Raw genomic sequence first — 21,759 nt, forward strand, 5'->3', positions numbered from 1 at the left:
GAGGGACACGCATGGCCTTTGAGACGCTGCGCACCGAGACCAATGAAGACGGCATCTGCATTCTCCGGCTGCACCGCCCGGATCAGATGAACGCCTTCACCGTGCAGATGGCCAATGAGCTCGAGCAATTCTTTCGCGGCGTCAATGACGACGACAGCGTCCGCGCCATCGTGGTGACCGGTGAAGGCAAGGCCTTTTGCGCCGGGATGGATCTCTCCGCTGAAGGCAATGTCTTTGGCCTGGATGAGTCCATGCAACCCACGCTCGAAGACATGGACCGCAAGCTGGAGGATCCGGCCTTTATCGCCGGCGTGCGCGACACCGGTGGCCGCGTCACCTTGGCGATCTACGACTGCTGCAAGCCCGTGATCGCCGCTATCAACGGCGCCGCGGTCGGCATCGGGGCGACCATGACGCTGGCAATGGATGCGCGGATTGCCTCCGAAAAGGCGCGCATCGGCTTCGTATTCGGTCGGCTGGGGATCGTTCCGGAAGCCTGTTCCAGCTGGTTCCTGCCGCGCATCGTCGGCATGACCCAGGCGCTGGAGTGGTGCTACCAGGCGGACATTCTCGACGCCGAGCAAGCGCGCGCCGGCGGGTTGGTCCGGGAAGTGGTGGCCGTCGACCGTATCGTCGAACACGCGGTGGAATACGCCCGCTCGCTGGTCAAGGGCCGTTCGCCGGTGGCTGTGGCCCTGACGCGCCAGATGATGCTGCGCAACAGTGCCGCGGCACACCCGCTGGAGGCGCACAAGCTTGATTCACTGGCGATGTTCTACACCAGCATCGATGACGGCAAGGAAGGGGTGCAGGCCTTTATCGAGAAGCGTGCGCCGAACTTCAAGGCCACGGTATCCAAGGATCTTCCGTCCTTCTTCGAGGCGTGGCGCAAGCGTGGCTGATGCACGGAAGCGCAATGCAAAACAGTTGCAATTGCATGCAAGAGTGATTCGCAAACCACTGATTTAGAAGACAATTTTTCGACAAGTGCGGTCGGAGGCAGTATCCTGAGTAGGCTGTACTCGCACTCACGATATGGAGCTTCCCCCGATGTCCAACAAGTCCTTCGACCGCCGTACCCTGCTCAAGCTGGCCGCCCTCGGCACGGGTTCGCTCGCAGCCGCACGCGCGCCGTCGCTATTCGCCGAAGATCCGAAGGTCGATCCGGAATCCGGTCAGGCCAAGGCCCTGAATTACGTGCATAACGCAGTCGACGCGAAGGACCACGAGCGCTACAAGGAAGGCAGCATCTGTGCCAACTGCGCGCTGTGGCAGGGCGGCGAAAGCGAGTGGGGCGCCTGCGGCATCTTCCCTGGCAAGCAGGTTGCCCACGATGGCTGGTGCACGGCCTGGGTCGCGCAGCAGTAAACAGCGGCGCCGCGATCACGTAATCTACCCATGAGTATGGGTGGGTTGCGGGGTCGTTCTCATGCATGGCCGGGCGAGGCAGCTGCGTCAGCAAGGCACGGAGGCGGAACGTCGGCTGTGGTACCACCTACGCGGACGCCGCCTGGCAGGTTGGAAATTCCGCCGGCAACATGCGATCGGGCCCTATTTCGTCGATTTCGTCTGCCTGGATGCTGGTCTGATCGTGGAAGTGGATGGCAGCCAGCACATTGAACAACGCGCATCTGATGCGCGGCGATCTGCCTACCTGGAATCCTGTGGTTTCAGAGTTCTGCGGTTTTGGAACGATGAGGTCCTGAGCCAGACGGATCAGGTGCTCGAGGCCATCCTTCTTGCGTTGGGTGGCGCTGGTAGGTTGCCCCCTCACCCCAACCCCTCTCCCCCGAGGGGCGAGGGGCTATAAAGCGACACCTCAACCACTAAGGCATTAGCTCCCTTCTCCCCTCGCGGGGAGAAGGGCCGGGGATGAGGGGGCGGGAGCGCAGCGACCTGCGGATTGGGACCTGCCCCTCACCCCAACCCCTCTCCCCGGAGGGGCGAGGGGCTCTAGATGCAAATACGCTTTGATGCAGGCAATAGACCCCCTTCTCCCCCGCGGGGAGAAGGGCCGGGGATGAGGGGGCGGGAGCGCAGCGACCTGCGGGTTCGGGCCAGCCCCTCACCACAACCCCTCTCCCCAAAGGGGCGAGGGGCTCTAGATGCGAATACGCTTTGATGCAGGCAATAGACTCCCTTCTCCCCCATGGGGAGAAGGGCCGGGGATGAGGGGGCGGGAGCGCAGCGACCAGCGAGTTCGGGCCAGCCCCTCACCCCAACCCTCTCCCCAAGGGCCGAGGGGCTTTAAAGCGCCACCTTCACCAACCAGGCATTAGCTCCCTTCTCCCCCGCGAGGAGAAGGGTCGGGGATGAGGGGGGTGAGCGCAGCGAACGAGCAGCGCATCGGATGGCAGCGTCGGCATTCGTCAGTGGTGCGCCCCCTCACCCCAACCCCTCTCCCCCGAGGGGCGAGGGGCTTCATAACGCGATCCACGTCGCCCGCGCCGTAATCCCTCCTCCCCCGAGGGGAGAAAGGTCAGTAATGAGGAGGAGGCGAAGCCGGGCAACGCGTTGGCTTTAGCCCGCCACCCGCCGCCGCTTCCAGATCGGCTCCACGCCGTCACACGCCGGCTGATAGGCGTCGCTGAAGCTGCCGAAGGCCTTCAGGCAGGCTTCTGGGTCCTGATCGTCGCGCAGCACGAAGGCATTGATTCCGCAGCGCGCCATGAACTCCAGCTGATCGCGCACGACGGCATCACCATAAGCGCGCACTTCGCTCGCAAATCCATAGCGGTCGCGCAGCAGGCGCGCCTGCGAATAGGCGCGGCCGTCGGGAAAGGCGGGAAAGCTGAGGGCGATGAGGGGACGCGCCTGAAGCTGCGTCCAGGCTTCCGTCAGATCGAGGGTGTTCGGAATCTGCACGCCCACATGCGGATGACGCCCGTCGTCCTGGTCGCTATCCAGTAAAGACTGCCAGCGCTCCCAGGACACAATGACCGGCATGCCGTCGGGCAGGGCGGCCTCTTCCTCAAGAAGTTGCCAGTCGTCTGCAGCCAGCGCCTTGTCGCGAATGATCGTGCGTTGTTGCTTGGGCATCAGGCAGCCTTCCGTTTATCGGGGTAGAGCGCGTCCTTGAAGGGCGCCATACCCACACGGCGATAGCAATCTAGAAAGGTTTCTTCCTCGCCTTCACGGACGTCCAGGTAGGTGCGGATGATGGTTTCCACGGCGCCGGCGACTTCGTCGCGCCCCACGGAGGGTCCGGTACGGTCGCCAAGGGTGGCGTCGTTCTCGGACGAGCCGCCCAAGGTGATCTGGTACCACTCCTCGCCCTTCTTATCGACGCCGAGCACACCGATGTGGCCCACGCTGTGGTGGCCGCAGCCATTCATGCAGCCCGACATCTTGATCTTGATCGGACCCACGTCGTAGAGATAATCCAGCGACTCGAAGCGATCGAAGATCTCGTTGGACACGCCGATGGAGCCAGCATTGGCCAGCGAGCAGAAGTCGAGTCCCGGGCAGGTGATCATGTCCGTCACCAGGCCGATATTGGGCGTGGCGAGACCATGCGCGGCGAGCTGCTCCCAGACCGCGTACACGTCCTTCTCGGCCACGTCCGGCAGCACCAGGTTTTGATCATGGGTCGTGCGCAACTCGCCGAAGCTGTAGCGCTCGGCCAGGTCGGCGACCACGTCCATCTGATCCGCCGTGCAGTCGCCCGGCGCGATGCCCTTGGCCTTCAGCGAGACATACACCACCCGATACCCGTCCTGCCGGTGGGCATGCACGTTGCGCTTCACAAAGGCGGCGAAGGCGCTGTTGTCTTCCTGCTTCTGCTGGAAATCCGCGCTGGATGCCTCAGCGGCATAGGGCGGATCCGCAAAGTAGGCCTTCATCGCCGCAATATCTTCCTGCGTCAGGCGGAATTGGGCGTGGTCAATCTGTTGCCATTCGGCGTCCACCATGTCGCGGAAGGCTTCGGGGCCGGTGGCCTTGACCAGTACCTTGATGCGCGCGCGGTGCATATTGTCGCGGCGGCCCAGGCGGTTATAAACCCGAAGAATGGCTTCAAGATAGGAAAACAGCTCGGTCTCGGGCAGGAACTCGCGAATGCAATGGCCAATCATCGGCATGCGTCCAAGCCCGCCCCCCACATTGATGCGATAGCCGAGTTCCCCCGCGTCATTACGGACGATATGAATGCCAATGTCGTGGACCAAGGTCGCGGCGCGGTCTGTGGTCGAGGACGAAAAGGCAATCTTGAACTTTCTCGGCAGCCAGTTGAATTCCGGATGGAAGGTCGACCATTGCCGGGTCAATTCGCAATAAGGGCGGGGGTCCACCAATTCATCGCGGGCGGCGCCAGCGAGGTGATCGGTGGTGATATTGCGAATGCAGTTGCCCGAAGTCTGGATGGCGTGCATTTCGACTTCCGCCAATTCGGCGAGAATGTCAGGCACTTCTTCCAGTTTCGGCCAGTTGTACTGGATATTCTGGCGCGTGCTGAAGTGTCCGTAGCCCTTGTCGTAGGTGCGCGCGATGTGCGCCAGGCGACGCAGCTGCGCTGACGACAGCAAGCCATAGGGAATCGCCACACGGAGCATGGGTGCAAAGCGCTGGATGTACAGCCCATTGCGCAGGCGTAGCGCCTTGAATTCATCTTCCGGGATTTCGCCAGCGAGAAAGCGCTGGGTCTGTTCGCGGAACTGCGCGACGCGCTCGTTGACGAGCTGCTTGTCGATGGCGTCGTAACGGTACATAGGGGATCGATCAGCCGGTGCCTAAGAACGGGGCGGAATATACTCCCGCAGCGACCCCTTGCAAAGGGTATATAGCGGAAGATTATGAGATCACGCGCGCGGCGGTATTGCCTGCCATCTGGACCTATCGCGCGGCCGCGGTCAGGAAGCGCAGATCAGAGGTCGCCGTAGCCCGAGCGGCGTCGTCCGCGCGTCAGGGCTGGAAGCAGCAACCCGAAAATGATGCCGCCGCCGACCAAGGCGCCGCCAATCAATAGGGTGCGCTGCTTGGCCACTTCCGCATTGAAGGCCTCCAGGCTGCGGTCCAGCTCCGCCTGGCGTGCTTCGAGCTGTGCCTCCAGCTCGGCGTTGCGGTCCGCCAGTTCCAGGGCAGGCTTGGCCTGCTCAAGGCGAGACTGCAGCGACTCAACCTTCTGCTGCAGATCTGCAACTTCCGTGCGCTCGGTTTCCAACTGCTCGCGCGTGCGCTCCAGTTGCTGGGCCGGGGGAACCTCCTCCGTCAGATAACGGCCCGCCAGCCAACCCTCGCGGCCATCCGGCAAGCGCACCTTGGCGTAGCTGTTCTCGCCCAGAGAGCGCATCAGCGTCATCTTCTGGCCGGTGGACACGAAGGTGATGAGCCGCGAGTCGGAGTCCGGCTCTTCGCGCACAGCGAGCGTGCGCTCACCATTGATGTAGCGGACCTGATCTTGCGCCCAAACGGCAGGTGCGGCGAGCAGAGCGGCCGCCAGAAGAGTTCGAAAAAGCATGCTTGAAGTTTAGCAGCATGGAATTCGAGAGGCCTTTGGGGTCAGGCACTCGCAACCCTCAATCCCGGCCCTTCTCAATCCAGGGGCGAGGGGAGAAATGATGGCTCGCCCTCTGGCCACAACGGAGCACAGGAAATCCCCTTGCCCCAGTGGGGAGAGGGGTAGGGGTGAGGGGAAGCAGCGCCAGCTGCTACTCAGCCTTCGGTGAACCCGAAGCGCTTCGCGCACCCCCTCATCCCCGGTCCTTCTCCCTCAGGGGGAGAAGGGAGGATTAACGGGGCACTTTGTGGCTACAACGGGACGCAAAGAATCCCCTCGCCCCTGTGGGGTGAGGGGCAGCAGCGCCAGCTGCTACTCAGCCGCGAGCGAACCCGCAGCGCTTCGCGCACCCCCTCATCCCCGACCCTTCTCCCTCCAGGGGAGAAGGGAGAATCAACGTCACGCTCTGCGGTTACAACGGACCACACAAAATCCCCTCGCCCCCATGGGGAGAGGGGCAGGGGTGAGGGGCAGCAGCGCCAGCTGCTACTCAGCCGCGAGCGAACCCGCAGCGCTTCGCGCACCCCCTCAACCCCGGCCCTTCTCCCTCCAGGGGAGAAGGGAGAATCAAAGTCACGCTCTGCGGTTACAACGGACCACACAAAATCCCCTCGCCCCTGTGGGGAGAGGGGCAGGGGTGAGGGGTCAGCGGCCGCAGCTGCTGCCCAGCGGCGAATGAACCCGCAGTGCTTCGCGCATCCCCCTCATCCCCGACTCTTCTCCCTCCAGGGGAGAAGGAAGAATCAAAGTCACGCTCTGCGGTTACAACGGACCACACAAAATCCTCTCGCCCCCATGGGGAGAGGGGTAGGGGTGAGGGGCAGCAGCGCAAGCTGCTACTCAGCCGCGAGCGAACCCGCAGCGCGTCGCGCACCCCCTCAACCCCGGCCCTTCTCCCTCCAGGGGAGAAGGGAGATGAGATGAGTTGCCCTCGGGGTACAACCGGGCCTCAGTATTTCCCGTCGCGCCAAGATGGGGAGCAGAGTGAATGGTCAAAAATTGAGCGAAGGAGGAGCTGCCGGATGCGTTCAATCCCAATCCAGCAACGCAAGCTTTTCCTCACCGAAATCACCTAACGAAATCCATAGCTCGTAAATCAATTACCAGCCCGCTGCGCAACCAGCCAAACGTGATCCCCAGCGCAGATACATCAGCGATTCACTCGCAATCATCTTTATATGACGGACGGGTCAGTATTCGTGCAATGGTGGCTATTTGGGCCAACCCTCCAATCGCGCAGAACGCGCATCGGGCAATGCCACGGAAGGGTGAGGTGTTGGTTGCTAACCTCTTTTGCCAATTCATGTCAAACGCCGTGGTAATAAAATAGAAAAGACAGACTTGTGAATGAGAGATTCATCCCCTATATTCCTCGGCGCCAGATATAGGGCATTTCAGTTCATCCTTTAATGGAGACGACAATGAGTAAGTACAAAGAGCTGCTGGACCAGATCGAAAACCTCAAAGCGCAGGCCGAGGAAGAGCGTCAGCGCGAGTTGGCGACTGTCGTGGCCGACATCAAGGAAAAGATGGCCAAGTACGGCATCACGCCCGCTGATCTGGGTTTCTCGGGCAAGGCAAGCAGTAAATCGGCTAGCAAGGGAGTGGTGGCGCCCAAGTATCGCGACCCCGCCACGGGCAAGACCTGGACGGGCCGCGGGCGCGCGCCGCGCTGGATCAAGGAAGCCGAGGACCGCGGTGTGAGTCGCGACACCTTCCTGATTCGGTGATTTCCGTTGCAGCGCAACAACCTGCTGCCAGGCACTCCCACGGGGGGTGCCTGAAGGATGACGCCGTCGTCATATATTGCGTATAGTCACCCGCATGACTTGGCAAGGCCGTCTTATCTCCACGTGCGTCATTGCGTTGTTTTCGCCATCTGCGGTGTGGGCGCAGGCGCTTGAGGATGAGCAGCGCAGCGCCGGGGTGGCCATCGTCACCGCGGAGCCGACGGAAGTGGTAGAGATGGAAGTGCTCGACCCACGCGGCACGCTTGGTCAGGCCGAGTTAATCGAGCGTTTGCAGAATGTGGTGTGGACAGAGCGGCAAACCCCTACAGAGGGCGTACCGCCAGCAGTGGCCAGCAGTATGTTCGTCACCATGTTCCAGGCGGTAGCCGGGGGCGGAAGTGGAAGCCAGGATCTCGCGAGGTTGCGCGACGATTGGCCCGAATAGTGCATCCAAGCTATTCGGGACGGCGTATGTGAGGTTGTTGTGCTTTGGGTTCTTTGCTTGACAGTGCGCGAGCCGCCTGTTTAGCTTCCGAGGAAAATGTAAGGGGTATCCCGAATGAAAAAAACTGCAATTGTGCTGGCAGCCAGCGCCTTTGCCGGGTCATCGATGATGGTGCATGCGCCCATCGCGATGGCGCAGCCTGTAGAAGAAGCACTGTCCGAGGCGGATGCTCGCGAGCTGGCTGACCGACTCGGTCACGCCAGTATTGATGATGCAATCAAAGCCGGCCATCTGGTCGCCATTGACGGCGGCTACGCGCTGACCTCTGCGGGTCTTGAACAGGCTTCCGCACTTGGACTGGTGTCGGGTGCTCTTATTCCGATTACCGCCGGAATGTTTGGTGTTGCAATCCTGGGTCTCGGAATCGTGGCGATTGCCGACGATGACCGGGTGGTGGGTGACCCGTCGCCTGATCCCGATCCTGACCCGGACCCAGATCCAGACCCCGATCCCGATCCGGACCCAGATCCTGATCCCGATCCAGATCCGGACCCCGATCCAGACCCAGATCCAGATCCGGACCCCGATCCAGATCCGGACCCCGATCCAGACCCCGATCCCGATCCGGACCCAGATCCCGATCCGGACCCCGATCCTGATCCCGATCCGGACCCCGATCCTGATCCAGATCCGGACCCCGATCCTGATCCGGACCCCGATCCAGATCCCGATCCGGACCCGGTCGGTAACGGTGGCGGGACCGGTGGCACCGGCGGTACGGGCGGCACCGGCGGCACCGGCGGCACCGGCGGCACGGGCGGCACGGGCGGCACCGGCGGCACGGGTGGCACCGGCGGTACCGGTTCCTAACGGGACAAGACCGTTGTTGTAAGCGTGCCTGACGAGGGGGCGGTTTTTCCGCCCCCTCCGTCTTTGGGAGCGAAAGAACGCATGAGAGGGCAGATGCGTCGTCGATCAACCTGGTTGAGCGTCGTTATAGGGTGTTGGGCTGCGGCATTTACGACAGGTGCCACGGCGTATTGCGTGACAGGGGTGCAGACGGAGATCGCGCTGCCTTCAGACGTCATTACGGTCGCCGGGGCGCTGAGCGACCGGTCGACAACCTTTGTGTCCCCCGGGGCGGATGGAGGCCTTTCCATTGCGGATGCGCTCGCCCGCGCAGGCGGACTGCGCGAAGACGCCTATCCCTTAGGCGCCATGCTTTTGCGTCGCATTCCCCCGTTGGCCACTGCGCCGCGCGGTGGCATGGCCTATGCGGATCTCTCCGCGGGCGCCATAGAAGCGTTGCAGATCGCCATGACCGGCCCTTTTGGCGGTGATACGCGCAAGGCCTTGATTGACGTCCTCCGGCGTGAACGCGGATTCATGCGACTGCCGGTGGCGGTGGATCCGGCCATGCGGCGCAGATTCCCAGACCGCGATCACCGGCTACAGGCGGGCGATGTGCTGTATGTGCCGCAGCGGCCCGGAACGGTATCCGTTATCGGCGCGGTGTCCGCACCCGGTACGGTGAGATTCAGTACCGGACGCTTGGTTGAGGATTACCTTGAAGAGGCAGGCGGTCTGTTGGACGGCGCCCGTCTGGAGGCGGCAGGTGTGTATCTGCCCTCCGGGCAGTTGCGCGCGCTCGCCCTAAGCCCGTGGAAGTACCAGCCGCAGGATATTCCCCCGGGGTCGGTTGTCGTCATCCCATATCGGGAAGAATCGCTACAGCGCTACGCACGCGACGCACAGGCCACGCTGGCCTTGCATACCCTGCAGCGGCGCGAGGACAGGCAAGACAGCGCCGTTGACGGGCAGACTCAGACGCTGCTGCCCCCGCTCGCGGAAGCCACGATGTCCTGCCCCGCACCCTGAATGCGGCGGCGCTCGGGAACATCGTAGATTCGCGCATGCAAGGTCGGTCAAAGACTCCCTTCTACTGGGCAGCCGCGTGTCTGCTCACGATGCTGTGGACGCCTTTCGCCGCCGGTGCCACCACATGGGTGAACAACTACGGCCAGGTGGGGCTCGGGCAGACACCGACCGCCCGCTCCATGGGCGAAGGCGCGCTGGATTTCGGCTTCGCGAAGTTCGACCCTTATCGCGCTTACACCCTGCATGCCCAGCCCTTGCCGTGGCTGCAGGGCACCTTCCGTTTTACGGACGTACGCAATCGCCAGTTTGCATCCAGTACCACGGGCGAGACCTTTACCGACAAGGGCTTCGATCTGCAGTTGCGGCTATGGCAGGAGAGTGACCTGTGGCCGCAGGTCGCGTTAGGGCTGATGGATTTTGCGGGTACGGGCTTGTTCTCGTCGGAGTACCTTGTCGCCAGCAAACGCTATTACGACTTTGACTTCCACCTGGGTGTTGGCTGGGGACGCCTGGGCAGCAGTGAGGATTTCAGTAACCCCGCGGGAATCGTGTTTGACCGCTTTGACGAACGTCCCCGCGGATTTCAAGGCGGCATCGAGAACACCGGCCAGCTCGAAGCGGAAACCTGGTTTCGCGGCGACATGGCCGTCTTCGGCGGAGTGGTCTGGACCCCCAATCGCGGACCGTTGTCCCTGTACGCGGAGTTGGAGGGCAATGACTACCAGTCCGAGCAGAGCGGCAGCCGCTTCAATCTACCGGCGGACAGTCGGGTCAATGTCGGTGCAAATCTGCGCGTCTTGGGTGCACTTGACCTTGGTGTGAGTTTTCAGCGGGGACGCGAACTGGTGCTGAGCGCCCATACGCATGGGCAATTCGATCAGGAGCCGGAGCGGCCCAATGGGCTCGGGGCGGGGCCCTTTCCGGTGCGCGCCTACAGTTCGGCGCAGCTCCGGCCCACCTCCAAGCGGATTGACCCCGCGGCTGTGCGCCGCATCACGCGCGAACTCAGCCTACAGGGCATTTACGTACACGCCATGGATGACGAGGGAGGGCGCCGCCGTCTGACGATCTGGTTTGGCCAGTCCCTCAGCGACAGCCTAGCGCCGGCCGCCGGGCGCATTGCCCGTACCGTGATCCGATACACCGGTCGTGCCTATGAGGAGTACGCGCTGGTTGACCTCACTGGCGGCATGGAGTCCGCGCGTTTTGTCTTTCCACGCGCCGCTTTTCATCATGCCATCGCTGGCGACGCCTCCATCGAGGAGTTTCTGTCCTACCTCTACATCGAGCAGCCCCGGCGCAAGGGCTATTCGGACGCGGCTTTCAACCGATTGCTCGCCTATCCCGCCTTTACGTACAACTTCTCACCACAGGTGCGCACCAATCTTGGCGGTCCGGACCAGTTTGCGGTCGGCCAGGTGCTGGCGCGCGTGGCTGGCACCTTGCAGGTGAGCAAAGGCTGGAGCTTCACCGGAGCGGCCGCTTTGAATGTGGTGGAAAACATCGGTAACCGCTTGGGGACGCAGTTCCCCTCCGGCCTGCCGCGTGTACGCAGCGACATCGGTCTCTACCAACGCGAAGGCAAGGACTACTACCTGGCGCAGCTGGAAACGAACTACCTTTTTCCGATCGCCTCCGATCTCTACGGACGGGTATCGGCGGGTATCTTTGAGGAAATGTACGGTGGCCTCGCTACCGAGGTGCTCTATCGCCCCACCGGTGCGCGTTGGGCCGTGGGCGCCGACGTGAACCGCGTCCGGCAACGGGATTTCGACCAGCGCTTCAGTTTCCGCGACTACGAAGTTACTACGGGGCATCTAACCTACTATCACGATCTCCCCTGGTACAACGTGCGCGCGGTCGTCAGTGCGGGGCAGTACCTTGCCGGAGATCGCGGCATGACCTTTGATTTCTCTCGTGGATTCCGCAGCGGCGCCCGCTTTGGTGTATTCGCCACCTTCACCAATGTGTCTTCTCAGCAATTTGGCGAAGGCTCCTTCGACAAGGGCTTTTACATCACCATACCGCTGGATTTCTTCAGCCCACGAACAGCCAAGGGCGCCACTACCTTTGCCTTCCGCCCGTTGGTGCGCGACGGTGGCCAGAAGGTGAGTGCGGGTCGCGCTTTGTACGACACCCTGCAGTTCTCGCATACGCGTACGCTGCGCAACAACCCGGAGGCCTGGACGCAATGACGCCTACGCCACTTGGCCTCCGAATACTGCTCGCCGCACTCACGCTCAGCGTGTTGACGGGATGCGAAGCCATCAATCGCTCCGCAGCGGCGCTGGGTGTGACCGAGTCCGGGCAGGTGGAGTATGTGAAACCGCTGTCGGTGCGGCGTCTGCCCTTTCCGTACGGCCAGATCAGCGTGCGCATTGATGGCGGGCCACCGGGTCGCATGATGCTGGCGCAGGAGGAAGGGGGCACCCAGCAATGGCTGGCCGCGGACGGCAAGGCGATCTGGCTGCAGGGTGGGTGGCGCGTTGTAGCCACTCGCGGCCTTACGGATGATGTTGTCGCCTACCAACGATTGACACCGCTGCCCAACCTCGAGGCGCTGGCGCAAGGCCGGGTGCTGGGGTCGGATTATTCCGCCTATGCACGCGGCGATGACCATGAACTCGGCCAAATCCTCGTGTCTCGCTTTGTAGCAGTCGGAAGTCCCGTCGCGGTTGAGCAATCCGGCCGCGTGCGCTCGTTACAGCGAATGGAAGAGCGCGTATACCATAGAGCGAGCGGCCGGGAGCACACCAATGTGCTGTGGTTCGACCGCGCTACGAACCGGGTCGCGCGCCTGGAGCAGCGTCTACCAGGGACCCCACACCGTATTGACATCGTGTGGCTCTATGCCGCCGAAACCAACCAGACGCCAACGAAGAATCAGGAACTGACCGAGTGAATCAGTATCAGGACCAGCCAGGGTCAATGAACGCCCCCTCGTCTTTCTATCAGGGCGATGACGACGAGATCGATCTGCGGCAGCTTTTCGCCGCGCTGTCCGAAGGGCGGCTGATCATCATTGGCTGCATCATCGGCGCGTTGCTGCTGGCGGCGTTGTACGTGTGGACGGCGCAGCGGGAATATCAATCCAGTGCACTGGTACAGGTGGAATTGCAGAATCAAAGCCCCTTGGATTCTGCGCTGGGCGAACTGAGCGGAGCGCTAGGCGGACAGGAAACGCCTGTTTCTGCTGAGGTGGAAATCATCAAGAGCCGCATGGTAATCGGGAAAGTGGTTGACAGCCTTCGCGAATTCATTGTGGCGGAACCTCGTTACTTCCCATACATCGGTAGAGCGTGGGCGCGCACCTTCGGTGATGGCAATCTGGAGGGCGCTGTACTGGGGCTGCGTCAGTTTGCTTGGGACGAAGAACGAATCGAAGTCACGAACCTGGAAGTCGGAAATCTGCTTCTAGGCAAGGAGATGATTCTCACCAAGCTGGGCAATGAGCGATTCCGACTCGTTGGACCTGAGGGTACCTTGTTGATTAAAGAAGGCGCAGTCGGGGAGTTGATTCAACGCACGACGCCCAAAGGCCCGATCGTCATCTTCGTGCAGGAAATTATCGGTATGCCCGGAACGGAATTCCGGGTAGTTCGCCGTAGCCGTAACCGAGTAATCGGTGGTCTGCAGCAACAGATTTCGGTGTCGGAGCGTGGCCGGGATAGCGGAATCTTGTATGTCACCTCTCCCGGAAATACACCAGAACAAGCGGCAGAGCGCGTCAATCGCTTGGTCCAAGCCTATCAGCGGCAAAACGTGGAACGGAAGTCCCAGGAGGCCCAGCAGACGCTGGATTTTCTGAACGAGCAGCTCCCCAAGGTCAAGCAGGAGCTTGAGACTGCCGAAGCCCGCCTGAACGAGTATCGACTGCGTGAGGGCTCTGCCGACCTGACCAAGGAAACCGAGCTGGTGCTGGAGCGCAGCGTGAGCCTGGAGCAGCAGCGCACCGAATTGGAGCAACGCCGCCAAGAGGCTCTGCGCCGTTACACCCCGGATCACCCTGTGCTCAAGACCATAGACGCGCAGCTGGCGGAAACGAAAAAGGAAATGGACACCCTGCGGGGTGAGGTCAACCGGCTGCCAGAAACGCAGCAGGAGCTGCTCCGCCTGCGTCGCAATGTGGAAGTTAACACCGAGCTGTACACCTCGCTCCTGAACTCCGCGCAGGAGCTGCAGATCACGCGTGCCGGCACCATCGGCAATGTCCGCATCATTGACTTAGGGGTCCAGCCCGAGGAAGCCGCAACACCCCGCACCGGTTTGGTGCTTGCCCTTGGTCTGGTCTTGGGCGGCATGCTGGGGGTGATGGCTGTCTTCATCCGCCGAGCGTTGCGCGAGGGCGTCAGCAACCCTTCCGAAGTTGAACAGAAGATCGGCCTTGCCACCTACGCCGCCATTCCCTACAGCGAGGAAGAACGCAAACTCGATCGCGCGCGCCGACGCCGCGCACGCAAACGGGGCGAGACAGCCGGGCTTCTGGTGCATGAAGCGCCGCAGTCTGTCACCGCAGAGGCACTGCGCAGCCTGCGCACCTCCCTGCACTTCGCCTTGCTGGATGCACCCAGCCGTATTCTTGCCATTACAGGCCCGAGCCCAGGCCTAGGCAAGTCCTTCCTGTCCATGAACTTCGGCGCGGTGTTGGCTGAGGCCGGCAGTCGCGTGGTGGTGGTGGATGCGGACCTTCGCCGTGGGCACATCCACGAGCGTGTGGGCTTGAGCCGCAAGCCAGGGCTATCCGATTACATTGCCAATGACGCCCCCGCCGGGGACGTAGTACGGCAGGTACAGGGCAAGGAAAACCTCTTTCTGATTTCCGCAGGCACAGTCGCACCGAATCCAGCCGAACTATTGCTCAACGAGCGCTTCGGGCAACTGCTGATGCAGTTGGGGGAAAACTTCGATTACGTAATCGTGGATACCCCGCCCATCCTCGCAGTTACGGATGCGGCCATCGTGGGGCGTCTCGCAGGCGCTACCCTGATGGTGTTGAAGGAAGGCGAGCACCCGATGGATATGATTGCGGACGCCTACAACCGCCTTCGCCAGGGCGGTGTGACCGTGCGCGGTACGGTCTTCAATCAGATGGGCGTCAGTGCAGGCCGCTATGGCCGCCAAGGCCGCTACGGCTACCGCTACGGCTACACCTATCAATATTCCTCACAAACCTGAGCATGACCATGCTATTTCGGGGGCATCACAGCATGAAATGGACCACTGCACGAGCGGCATTTCAAGGTGCGTTGGCACTGCTTCTGAGCGGTTGCACCATTCTTCCGGGCCTGAATGTCGATCCAAGCTCGGATGCCGATAAGCGCCAGGCCAGCCTGCCGTACACGCTGCTTCAGATTACGCCATCGGTAATCGCGGAACTCGAAGAGCGAGCCGCGGAACGCTCGCGCCTGCCGCTGGAAGGCGGCCTGCAGCCGGTCGAGCAGGTTCGGGATCAGGGCTACAACTACCGCGTAGGCGCAGGTGATGTGCTCAATGTGGTCGTGTGGGAACACCCGGAGCTCACCAACCCAGGTAACGAACTGCGCGACACCCAGAGCGCCGGGCGCCTGGTTGGGCCGGACGGAGAGATGTTCTATCCCTATGTCGGTAACTTCAAAGCCGCGGGCATGACGCTGGCAGAAATCCGCGACTACATTGCCGAGAATCTACAAAAGGTCATCCGCACCCCCCAGGTGGATGTCCGCGTGCTCGAATACCGGAGCCAGCGTGTGTTCGTGACGGGCGAGGTCGCCCAACCCGGCGTGTCCGTGATCGACGACACCCCGCGTGGCGTGCTCGACCTTATCAATGAGCACGGCGGGCTCACTGAAATGGCCAGCCGCCGTATTGCCGTGCTTTCCCGCGATGACCAATCCCATCTGGTGAACCTGCACGCCCTCCACGCGCGCGGCAACACCCGATTCAACGTTGCACTGGAAGCGGGCGATGTCCTCCATATTCCCGACAATTCCGCGGACAAGGTCTTCGTACTGGGGGAGGTCGGCGAGCAGGGCTCCGTGCCCATCGCTCGTAACTACATGTCCCTGACCGAAGCCATCGCGGGTGCCCAGGGGATGGATACCCTGTCTGCGGATGATGCTTCCGTCTTCGTATTCCGCAGCGGTGTTCAGCCAGGTATCAGCCGCCTGTGCGATTGTGAGCCTGAGGAAGCTTTGGTCTTCGGCCTGGACCTCAGCAGGGCGGATGGCATCCTTCTTGCTGAGAGGTTTGAACTGCAACCGCGCGACGTTGTGTATGTCTCATCAACCGACTTCGCGCGCTACAACCGAATCGTGAGTCAAATCCTGCCCACCGTATCCACCTTATTCCAACTGGATAGATTGATCACGGATTAATGTTGAATGGGGATTCATGTAATTGCGGACGAGTGGCATGCTGCGAGAGATGGACAGCGTTGCAATAAAAACGGCAAATGCCGTTGCAAAAGCGCCATGGTGCAGTGCATCATAATGAAAGGCGGGTAATCCCGGAGCCGGGGGTGGGAGCATGGCAACGTATTTAGTGTGTGGCGGCGCGGGATATATCGGTTCCCACATGTGCAAGCGGTTGCACGAAGCGGGACACGAGGTGGTGGTGTGTGACGATTTATCCACCGGCCACGCCGGCGCCCTGCTGTGGGGTAAGCACGAATTCGGCTCAATCGAAGATGCCAACTTCCTCCGGACGCTGTTCTCCAAATACGCGTTCGATGGGGTACTGCATTTCGCTGCGCTTTCGTTAGTCGCAGAATCCATGCGGCATCCGCAGCGTTATTACCAGCACAACGTTGCTGCGACGCTGAATCTTCTGGGCGTGATGCGAGAGTTCGAGGTGAAGAAGTTCGTCTTCTCATCAACCGCTGCCGTATTCGGTGAACCTCAGTCGCGACTCATCGCAGAGGACCACCCAACCGCTCCGATGAACCCCTACGGCCTATCGAAGCTGATGGTGGAGCAAATTCTCCGCGATAGCTGTCGCGCCTACGGCATCCGGGCGGTCTCCTTGCGCTACTTCAACGCCGCTGGTGCGGACCCCTCCGGACTGATTGGCGAAGCGCACGACCCGGAAACTCATCTCATTCCAAAATTGGTGCGCAAGGCGGCAGGCGAAGATATCGTTGTTGCCATTAATGGTACGGATTACGCCACGGAAGACGGCACTTGCGTACGTGACTATGTTCACGTCAATGACTTGGCCGATGCGCACCTGCGCGCGCTGGAGCATCTGGACTACGCCGTTGGCATGCACACCTTCAATCTAGGCAGCGGCCGCGGCTACAGCGTTCGCGAGGTCGTTGACGCGGTTCGTGAAGTCTCCGGGGAGCCAATCGACATACCAACCACGAGTCGCCGCCCCGGTGATCCGTCACATCTGGTAGCCAGCGGCAAGCACGCCAAGGCGGTGCTCGGTTGGGCGCCCCGGTACACGGCAATGGGCGCCATCATCGAAACCGCCCTCAACTGGCACAGCAGCGCCACTTTCCGGGCCTGGATGGCGGAAAAGGAAGCTGTCGCCACTGCAGGCGCCAGAGCCGACCAACACTCGGCACAAGGGTGACGATCTTGGACGGAAGCTTTTCACACGCGTTGGAAGAGAGAACCGCAGACAGCACTCAACGTACCGGTCGATTTGCTCTACAGCAGACACGGCGCTACGCGGTAACGAAACGGGGCATGGATATTGTCGGGGCGTGCGGGATCGCGCTTGTCTTCTCGCCGGTAATCCTCACCACGCTTGCCGTAATGGCTTTCCAGAAGGGGTCGATCTTCTTCGGTCACAAGCGTATAGGGAGGGGCGGTAAACCGTTCTATTGTTACAAATTTCGCACGATGGTGCCTGATGCGGAGGCCGTGCTTCAGCAGCTACTCGATTCGGATGCGGAAGCACGGGCCGAATGGGAACGGGCTTTCAAACTGAGAAACGATCCCCGTATTACGCGAATGGGACGGTTCTTGCGCCGAACTAGCCTAGATGAACTTCCGCAACTCTGGAACGTAGTCAGGGGGGATATGAGTTTGGTGGGGCCGCGCCCTGTCGTTCGTGAGGAATTGATTCGGTACGGCCGCGGCGCACGATTTTACTTGGCTAATCGCCCGGGGCTGACAGGTCTCTGGCAGGTGTCAGGCCGAAATGACGTGGATTACGGTCGACGAGTGGCAATGGATAGAGCTTACGCGGAAAATGCTGGGATCCTGTTCGATCTAGGAATCATGATACGTACCGTCATGGTTGTCCTGAAAGTCAAAGGCGCTTATTGAGCACTTGGCCTTTGGCTAAAGCAGCGTGAAAAAACGGTTCATCAAGTGCCCACTTGTGGGCGGGATAAGGATGTGGGCATAGTATGATGTGAAGCCCCTCCCTAGGAATCATCTGCAAAACCCCGCCGCATGGGACAATTCACGCTTCGCTGATGACCTGATGAGAGCCTGATCCCGATGAAGCAACTGAGCCTTGCGTCTGGGTTTGAAGTGGCATCCAAGCGCACGCGCAAGCGGGTGTTTCTGGAAGAGATGGACCAAGTCGTGCCCTGGCGGGAGCTGGTGGCGCTGATTGAGCCGCACTACTGGGTAAGGCGTCCACGGGCCGCCCGCCGTTTCCCTGTGAGCTGATGCTGCGGATTCACTTCCTGCAGCAGTGGTTTGGTCATTCTGATCCGGCGATGGATGAGGCCCTGCACGATGTGCCCCTGTATCGTGAGTTCATTGGCATTGATCCCGGTGCGGATCGGATGCCTGACGAGAGCACCATCCTGCGGTTCCGTCATCTGCTGGAACAGCACGGGCTTGACCCCGCCATGCTGCGGCTGATCAACGAACTCCTCTCCACGCGGGGGCTGATGCTGAAGGCTGGTACGGCCATCGATGCCACCCTGATCCACGCACCGAGAATAGCAGCGGCAAGCGCGATCCGGAGATGCACCAAACCAAGAAGGGCAACCAGTGGTTCTTCGGTATGAAGGCCCATATCGGCGTGGATGCCGACTCTGGGTTGGTGCACTCCGTTGCAGGCACGGCCGCGAACGTCCATGACCTGACGCCGGTCGACGAGCTGCTGCATGGAGAGGAAGCGCAGGTGCATACCGACGCCGGCTACCAGGGCATCGACAAACGGGAGGAACTGACGCATCACAAGGTCCAATGGCAGGTCTCCATGCGTCCCGGCAAGCGCCGGGCACTGCCGGAAAGCCCCATGGGCCAGATCATGAGAACGCTGGAAGAGACCAAGGCCCGCATCCGTGCCAAGGTCGAACATCCGTTCCGAGTGATCAAGCGCCAGTTTGGCTACACCAAGGTGCGCTACCGGGGGCTGGCCAAGAACACTGCCCAGTTGCAGACCCTGTTTGCCCTTTCCAACCTGTGGATGGTGAGGAGAAGACTCATGGTGATGGGATAGGTGCGTCCGATGAGCGACGAAATCGAGGTTATGCAGCGATCCGAAGCCCGAAAGGGCAATGTGCGGTGTCGAATCCCGATCCTCAGACCCGGTTTTCGTCACTTCACGCTTGGCAGCCCGTTTCAGCATGGGTTTTTCAGATGATCCTTAGTCGAAGCATGAGCCGCGTAGTTGTCGGGTCCCGGATGATCACCTTCTTCACAATAGGCGCCCACTGCTGATGGGCCGTGAAGCCCTGGCGGGAGTTTTGGCACGATGGGAGAAGGATCCGGGATGCTGCTGAGCTTGCACAAGAACGCGACCACCACGCCGGCGACGCGCCAAGCGATTCGAGAGGCCGAAGGCACCGTTGACGAGCTGGCGGCGCGCTTCGGGCAGTCGCGCGACACCATCATGAAGTGGCGACGCCGGGAGTCGACGGCGGATCGCAGTCACACGCCGCACCGGCTCTCCAAGACGCTGAACGACGGGCAGGAGGCGCTGGTGCTGTATCTGCGCACCACGCTGCGCCTGCCCCTGGACGATCTGTTGGCAGTCACGCGCGAGTTCATTGCCCCGCAGATGAGTCGCTCGGCGCTGGACCGGATGCTGCGGCGCCATGGCGTCTCGAAGTTGCCGAAGGAAGCCGATGCCGAGGCAAAGCCCAGCAAGCCCTTCAAGCCCTACGAGCCGGGCTTCGTGCACATCGACATCAAGTACCTGCCCCAGATGCGCGACGAGGACACGCGGCGCTACGCCTTTGTGGCCATCGACCGCGCCACGCGCTGGGTTTATGTGCAATTGATGGCCGATAAGAGCACGCGCTCGGCCGAGCGCTTTCTCAAGGCGTTGCACGAGGCGGCCCCGTTCAATATCCACACGATCCTGACCGACAACGCCAAGGAATTCACCGACCGCTTCACCGCCAACGGCCAGCGGCAGCCCACCGGGACGCACGGCTTTGATCGGCGCTGCACCGAACTCGGCATCGAGCACCGGCTCATTCCGCCGGGCCGGCCCCAAACCAACGGCATGGTCGAGCGCTTCAATGGACGAATTGCCGACGTCCTGCGCACGCACCACTTCCGCAGCCGCGACGACCTCGAAACCACGCTCAAGCGCTATGTCTGGCTGTACAACCAGCATCTGCCACAAAAGGCGATCAGCCATCGCACGCCCATTCAAATCATGAAGGACTGGCAGGCGCACAAGCCGGACATATTCAAAAAAGCTGTTCGTAATCACTCGGGACCTGACATCTAGGCGACGGCATGCTGGATGAAGTCACCGACATCGCGCAGAAATGCGCCCGCCGTCGCAATCGGGGCAAGCCATGGTACGCTTCACTGTGGCGGCAGAATGATGGACAAGCCTCGCAAGCGCCAACCTCGGCGCATTCCGAGGCGAGTCACGGGGCATGATCTTCACGAGGGCCCATAGCGCCGCGCTGCAGACAGACCTCATTAGGTGCAACTCTTGACTTTCACTGCCCGTCTGCGCAGCCAGATGGCTGGACGCGGCTCACTTCGCAGGCACCTCATGAAAGCCGCAGGGGGCAGTGCGGCGCTTGCGTTTTCGTCCAAGGTGCTAACGCTGCTAGCCAGCATACTACTGGCGCGCTGGATGGGCCCCGAAGGCTACGGCGTATATGCCACGGCCATGGCGCTGGTCATGCTCTTGACAGTGCCCACCGGGCTCGGCCTTCCGATGCTGGTGGTCCGCCTGCTCGCAAGTTATAGCCTGCACGAGCAATGGGGGCTAATGCGCGGCTTGCTAGTACGCGGCAACCAAGTCGTGCTGGGAGCGTCACTCATCATGATGCTGATCGTCGCAGCGGCGATTTGGGGGCTCGGCGGTTGGCTGAGCCTTACAAATCAAGCGGTATATCTCTTGGCGTTAACGATTGTTCCCCTGACGGCGCTCGGCGCAATGCGCTCCGCCGCGTTGCGTGGGCTGCACCATGTTATCTTGGGACAGCTGCCCGAAAGTCTCGTTGTGCCTGGTTTTTTCACCCTTTTTCTGCTTGCTTGGCATGTAACTGGGGCACGGCTCTCGCCCCAGAACGCAATCGGACTCCAAATATCCGCATTCTCCGTTGCTTTCATTGTGGGCACTGCACTGTTGCTAAGCCGACTACCGAGCCAGATGCGCCAAGCCACACCTCGCTATGAAACAGCGACGTGGGCACGATCCGCGCTCCCTCTGCTGTTCCTTGGTGGTATGAACATCATCAACACCCAAGCAGATGTCTTGATGCTCGCCGCTATCCAGGGGCCGGAGTCGGCCGGCGTTTATCGGGCCGCAGCCCGTGGCGCGGATCTGGTGGTCTTTTCGCTTCTGGTCGTCAACATGGCCGTGCAGCCTACAATCGCTCATCTCTACGCCGCTGGCGAAATGAAGAAGCTGCAGCGAATTATCACGATAGCGGCGCGAGGCGCCTTTAGCGCGTCACTGCCCGTGGCGCTGGTGCTAGCATGGTTCGGACAGCCCATTCTCAGCGGAGTTTACGGCGAGGGCTTCGAGGACGGCGCGGCGTGCCTCGCAATCTTGTGCGGGGCGCAGGTTATTAACGCTGCAGCGGGCCCTGCTGCGCTTATCCTTAACATGACAGCGCATGAGCGAGACTCGGCACTTGGCGTAGCTATCGCCGCAATCGTCAACATTGTTTCAAATGCGACGTTGATCCCGATATGGGGTATCGAGGGTGCAGCTTTCGCAACTGGTTTGAGCTTGGTCACTTGGAATATTGTATTGGTTGTATACGTTCGGCGGCGGACTGGGCTATCAAGCACGGCAGCCGGAAATTTCTTCGGTAGATTGAGGGGCGACGATCAATGGTGAAG

General features: G+C 61.3%; 18 protein-coding genes and 1 pseudogene. 16 read left to right on the forward strand and 3 right to left on the reverse strand.

The genetic code is table 11. From position 1 onward, the window contains the following. Nucleotides 1–11 precede the first annotated feature (11 nt). The 3 genes from ACOOFO_RS07905 to ACOOFO_RS07915 all read left to right on the forward strand — a co-directional run bounded on the left by ACOOFO_RS07905 (nucleotide 12) and on the right by ACOOFO_RS07915 (nucleotide 1,810). Nucleotides 12–902 (forward strand): crotonase/enoyl-CoA hydratase family protein, encoded by an 891-nt coding sequence (locus ACOOFO_RS07905; RefSeq protein ID WP_420426254.1) that lies wholly within the window; start codon nucleotides 12–14, stop codon nucleotides 900–902. 148 nt (nucleotides 903–1,050) lie between these two features. Beyond that, the gene (locus tag ACOOFO_RS07910) at nucleotides 1,051–1,368 is read left to right on the forward strand and encodes a high-potential iron-sulfur protein (RefSeq protein ID WP_420426255.1); all 318 of its coding nucleotides are present in this window, start codon (nucleotides 1,051–1,053) and stop codon (nucleotides 1,366–1,368) included. Between the two features lie 61 nt (nucleotides 1,369–1,429). Next, nucleotides 1,430–1,810: an endonuclease domain-containing protein gene (locus ACOOFO_RS07915; RefSeq protein ID WP_420426256.1), complete on the forward strand. Its 381-nt coding sequence runs from the start codon at nucleotides 1,430–1,432 to the stop codon at nucleotides 1,808–1,810. A 710-nt stretch (nucleotides 1,811–2,520) separates the two neighbouring features. Here ACOOFO_RS07915 and ACOOFO_RS07920 read toward each other — a convergent pair. The 3 genes from ACOOFO_RS07920 to ACOOFO_RS07930 form a co-directional block, all read right to left on the reverse strand. Next, nucleotides 2,521–3,039 carry a DUF934 domain-containing protein gene (locus ACOOFO_RS07920; RefSeq protein WP_420426257.1) on the reverse strand — a complete coding sequence of 173 codons (519 nt, stop codon included), beginning with the start codon at nucleotides 3,037–3,039 and terminating at the stop codon, nucleotides 2,521–2,523. After that, nucleotides 3,039–4,706 (reverse strand): nitrite/sulfite reductase, encoded by a 1,668-nt coding sequence (locus tag ACOOFO_RS07925; RefSeq protein WP_420426258.1) that lies wholly within the window; start codon nucleotides 4,704–4,706, stop codon nucleotides 3,039–3,041. The genes ACOOFO_RS07920 and ACOOFO_RS07925 overlap by 1 nt, the downstream gene beginning before the upstream one ends. Nucleotides 4,707–4,861: 155 nt before the next feature. Continuing rightward, nucleotides 4,862–5,455 (reverse strand): TIGR04211 family SH3 domain-containing protein, encoded by a 594-nt coding sequence (locus ACOOFO_RS07930; RefSeq protein ID WP_420426259.1) that lies wholly within the window; start codon nucleotides 5,453–5,455, stop codon nucleotides 4,862–4,864. Nucleotides 5,456–6,915: 1,460 nt separating this feature from the next. Between ACOOFO_RS07930 and ACOOFO_RS07935 the strand changes: the two genes are divergently transcribed. The 13 genes and pseudogenes from ACOOFO_RS07935 to ACOOFO_RS07995 all read left to right on the forward strand — a co-directional run bounded on the left by ACOOFO_RS07935 (nucleotide 6,916) and on the right by ACOOFO_RS07995 (nucleotide 21,757). Beyond that, entirely contained in the window at nucleotides 6,916–7,224 is a 309-nt protein-coding gene (locus ACOOFO_RS07935) for an H-NS family nucleoid-associated regulatory protein (RefSeq protein ID WP_420426260.1), read from the forward strand. A gap of 94 nt (nucleotides 7,225–7,318) precedes the next feature. Then, nucleotides 7,319–7,669, forward strand: a complete 351-nt coding sequence (locus tag ACOOFO_RS07940) for a hypothetical protein (protein WP_420426261.1) — start codon at nucleotides 7,319–7,321, stop codon at nucleotides 7,667–7,669. 114 nt (nucleotides 7,670–7,783) lie between these two features. Next, nucleotides 7,784–8,539: a hypothetical protein gene (locus ACOOFO_RS07945; RefSeq protein WP_420426262.1), complete on the forward strand. Its 756-nt coding sequence runs from the start codon at nucleotides 7,784–7,786 to the stop codon at nucleotides 8,537–8,539. 174 nt (nucleotides 8,540–8,713) lie between these two features. Further along, complete coding sequence (locus tag ACOOFO_RS07950) at nucleotides 8,714–9,547, forward strand: SLBB domain-containing protein (RefSeq protein ID WP_420426263.1); 834 nt, start codon at nucleotides 8,714–8,716, stop codon at nucleotides 9,545–9,547. 89 nt (nucleotides 9,548–9,636) lie between these two features. Next, nucleotides 9,637–11,742 carry a YjbH domain-containing protein gene (locus tag ACOOFO_RS07955; RefSeq protein WP_420426264.1) on the forward strand — a complete coding sequence of 702 codons (2,106 nt, stop codon included), beginning with the start codon at nucleotides 9,637–9,639 and terminating at the stop codon, nucleotides 11,740–11,742. Beyond that, on the forward strand, nucleotides 11,739–12,449 hold the full coding sequence (locus ACOOFO_RS07960) for a YjbF family lipoprotein (protein ID WP_420426265.1): 711 nt from the start codon (nucleotides 11,739–11,741) through the stop codon (nucleotides 12,447–12,449). Before ACOOFO_RS07955 ends, ACOOFO_RS07960 begins: the two co-directional genes overlap by 4 nt. Then, complete coding sequence (locus tag ACOOFO_RS07965; protein WP_420426266.1) at nucleotides 12,389–14,722, forward strand: polysaccharide biosynthesis tyrosine autokinase; 2,334 nt, start codon at nucleotides 12,389–12,391, stop codon at nucleotides 14,720–14,722. Before ACOOFO_RS07960 ends, ACOOFO_RS07965 begins: the two co-directional genes overlap by 61 nt. Nucleotides 14,723–14,754: 32 nt before the next feature. Next, nucleotides 14,755–15,900 carry a polysaccharide biosynthesis/export family protein gene (locus ACOOFO_RS07970; protein WP_420426267.1) on the forward strand — a complete coding sequence of 382 codons (1,146 nt, stop codon included), beginning with the start codon at nucleotides 14,755–14,757 and terminating at the stop codon, nucleotides 15,898–15,900. 151 nt (nucleotides 15,901–16,051) lie between these two features. After that, nucleotides 16,052–17,101 (forward strand): UDP-glucose 4-epimerase GalE, encoded by a 1,050-nt coding sequence (gene galE, locus ACOOFO_RS07975; protein WP_420426268.1) that lies wholly within the window; start codon nucleotides 16,052–16,054, stop codon nucleotides 17,099–17,101. A gap of 116 nt (nucleotides 17,102–17,217) precedes the next feature. Then, the gene (locus ACOOFO_RS07980) at nucleotides 17,218–17,802 is read left to right on the forward strand and encodes a sugar transferase (protein ID WP_420426269.1); all 585 of its coding nucleotides are present in this window, start codon (nucleotides 17,218–17,220) and stop codon (nucleotides 17,800–17,802) included. Nucleotides 17,803–17,979: 177 nt separating this feature from the next. Next, nucleotides 17,980–18,937, forward strand: a pseudogene (locus tag ACOOFO_RS07985) (IS5 family transposase). A gap of 273 nt (nucleotides 18,938–19,210) precedes the next feature. Then, nucleotides 19,211–20,179 (forward strand): IS481 family transposase, encoded by a 969-nt coding sequence (locus ACOOFO_RS07990; protein ID WP_420426270.1) that lies wholly within the window; start codon nucleotides 19,211–19,213, stop codon nucleotides 20,177–20,179. 276 nt (nucleotides 20,180–20,455) lie between these two features. Beyond that, entirely contained in the window at nucleotides 20,456–21,757 is a 1,302-nt protein-coding gene (locus ACOOFO_RS07995; protein ID WP_420426271.1) for a flippase, read from the forward strand. Nucleotides 21,758–21,759: the final 2 nt, after the last annotated feature.

Source organism: Algiphilus sp. (assembly GCF_965216485.1).
GTDB lineage: Bacteria > Pseudomonadota > Gammaproteobacteria > Nevskiales > Nevskiaceae > Algiphilus.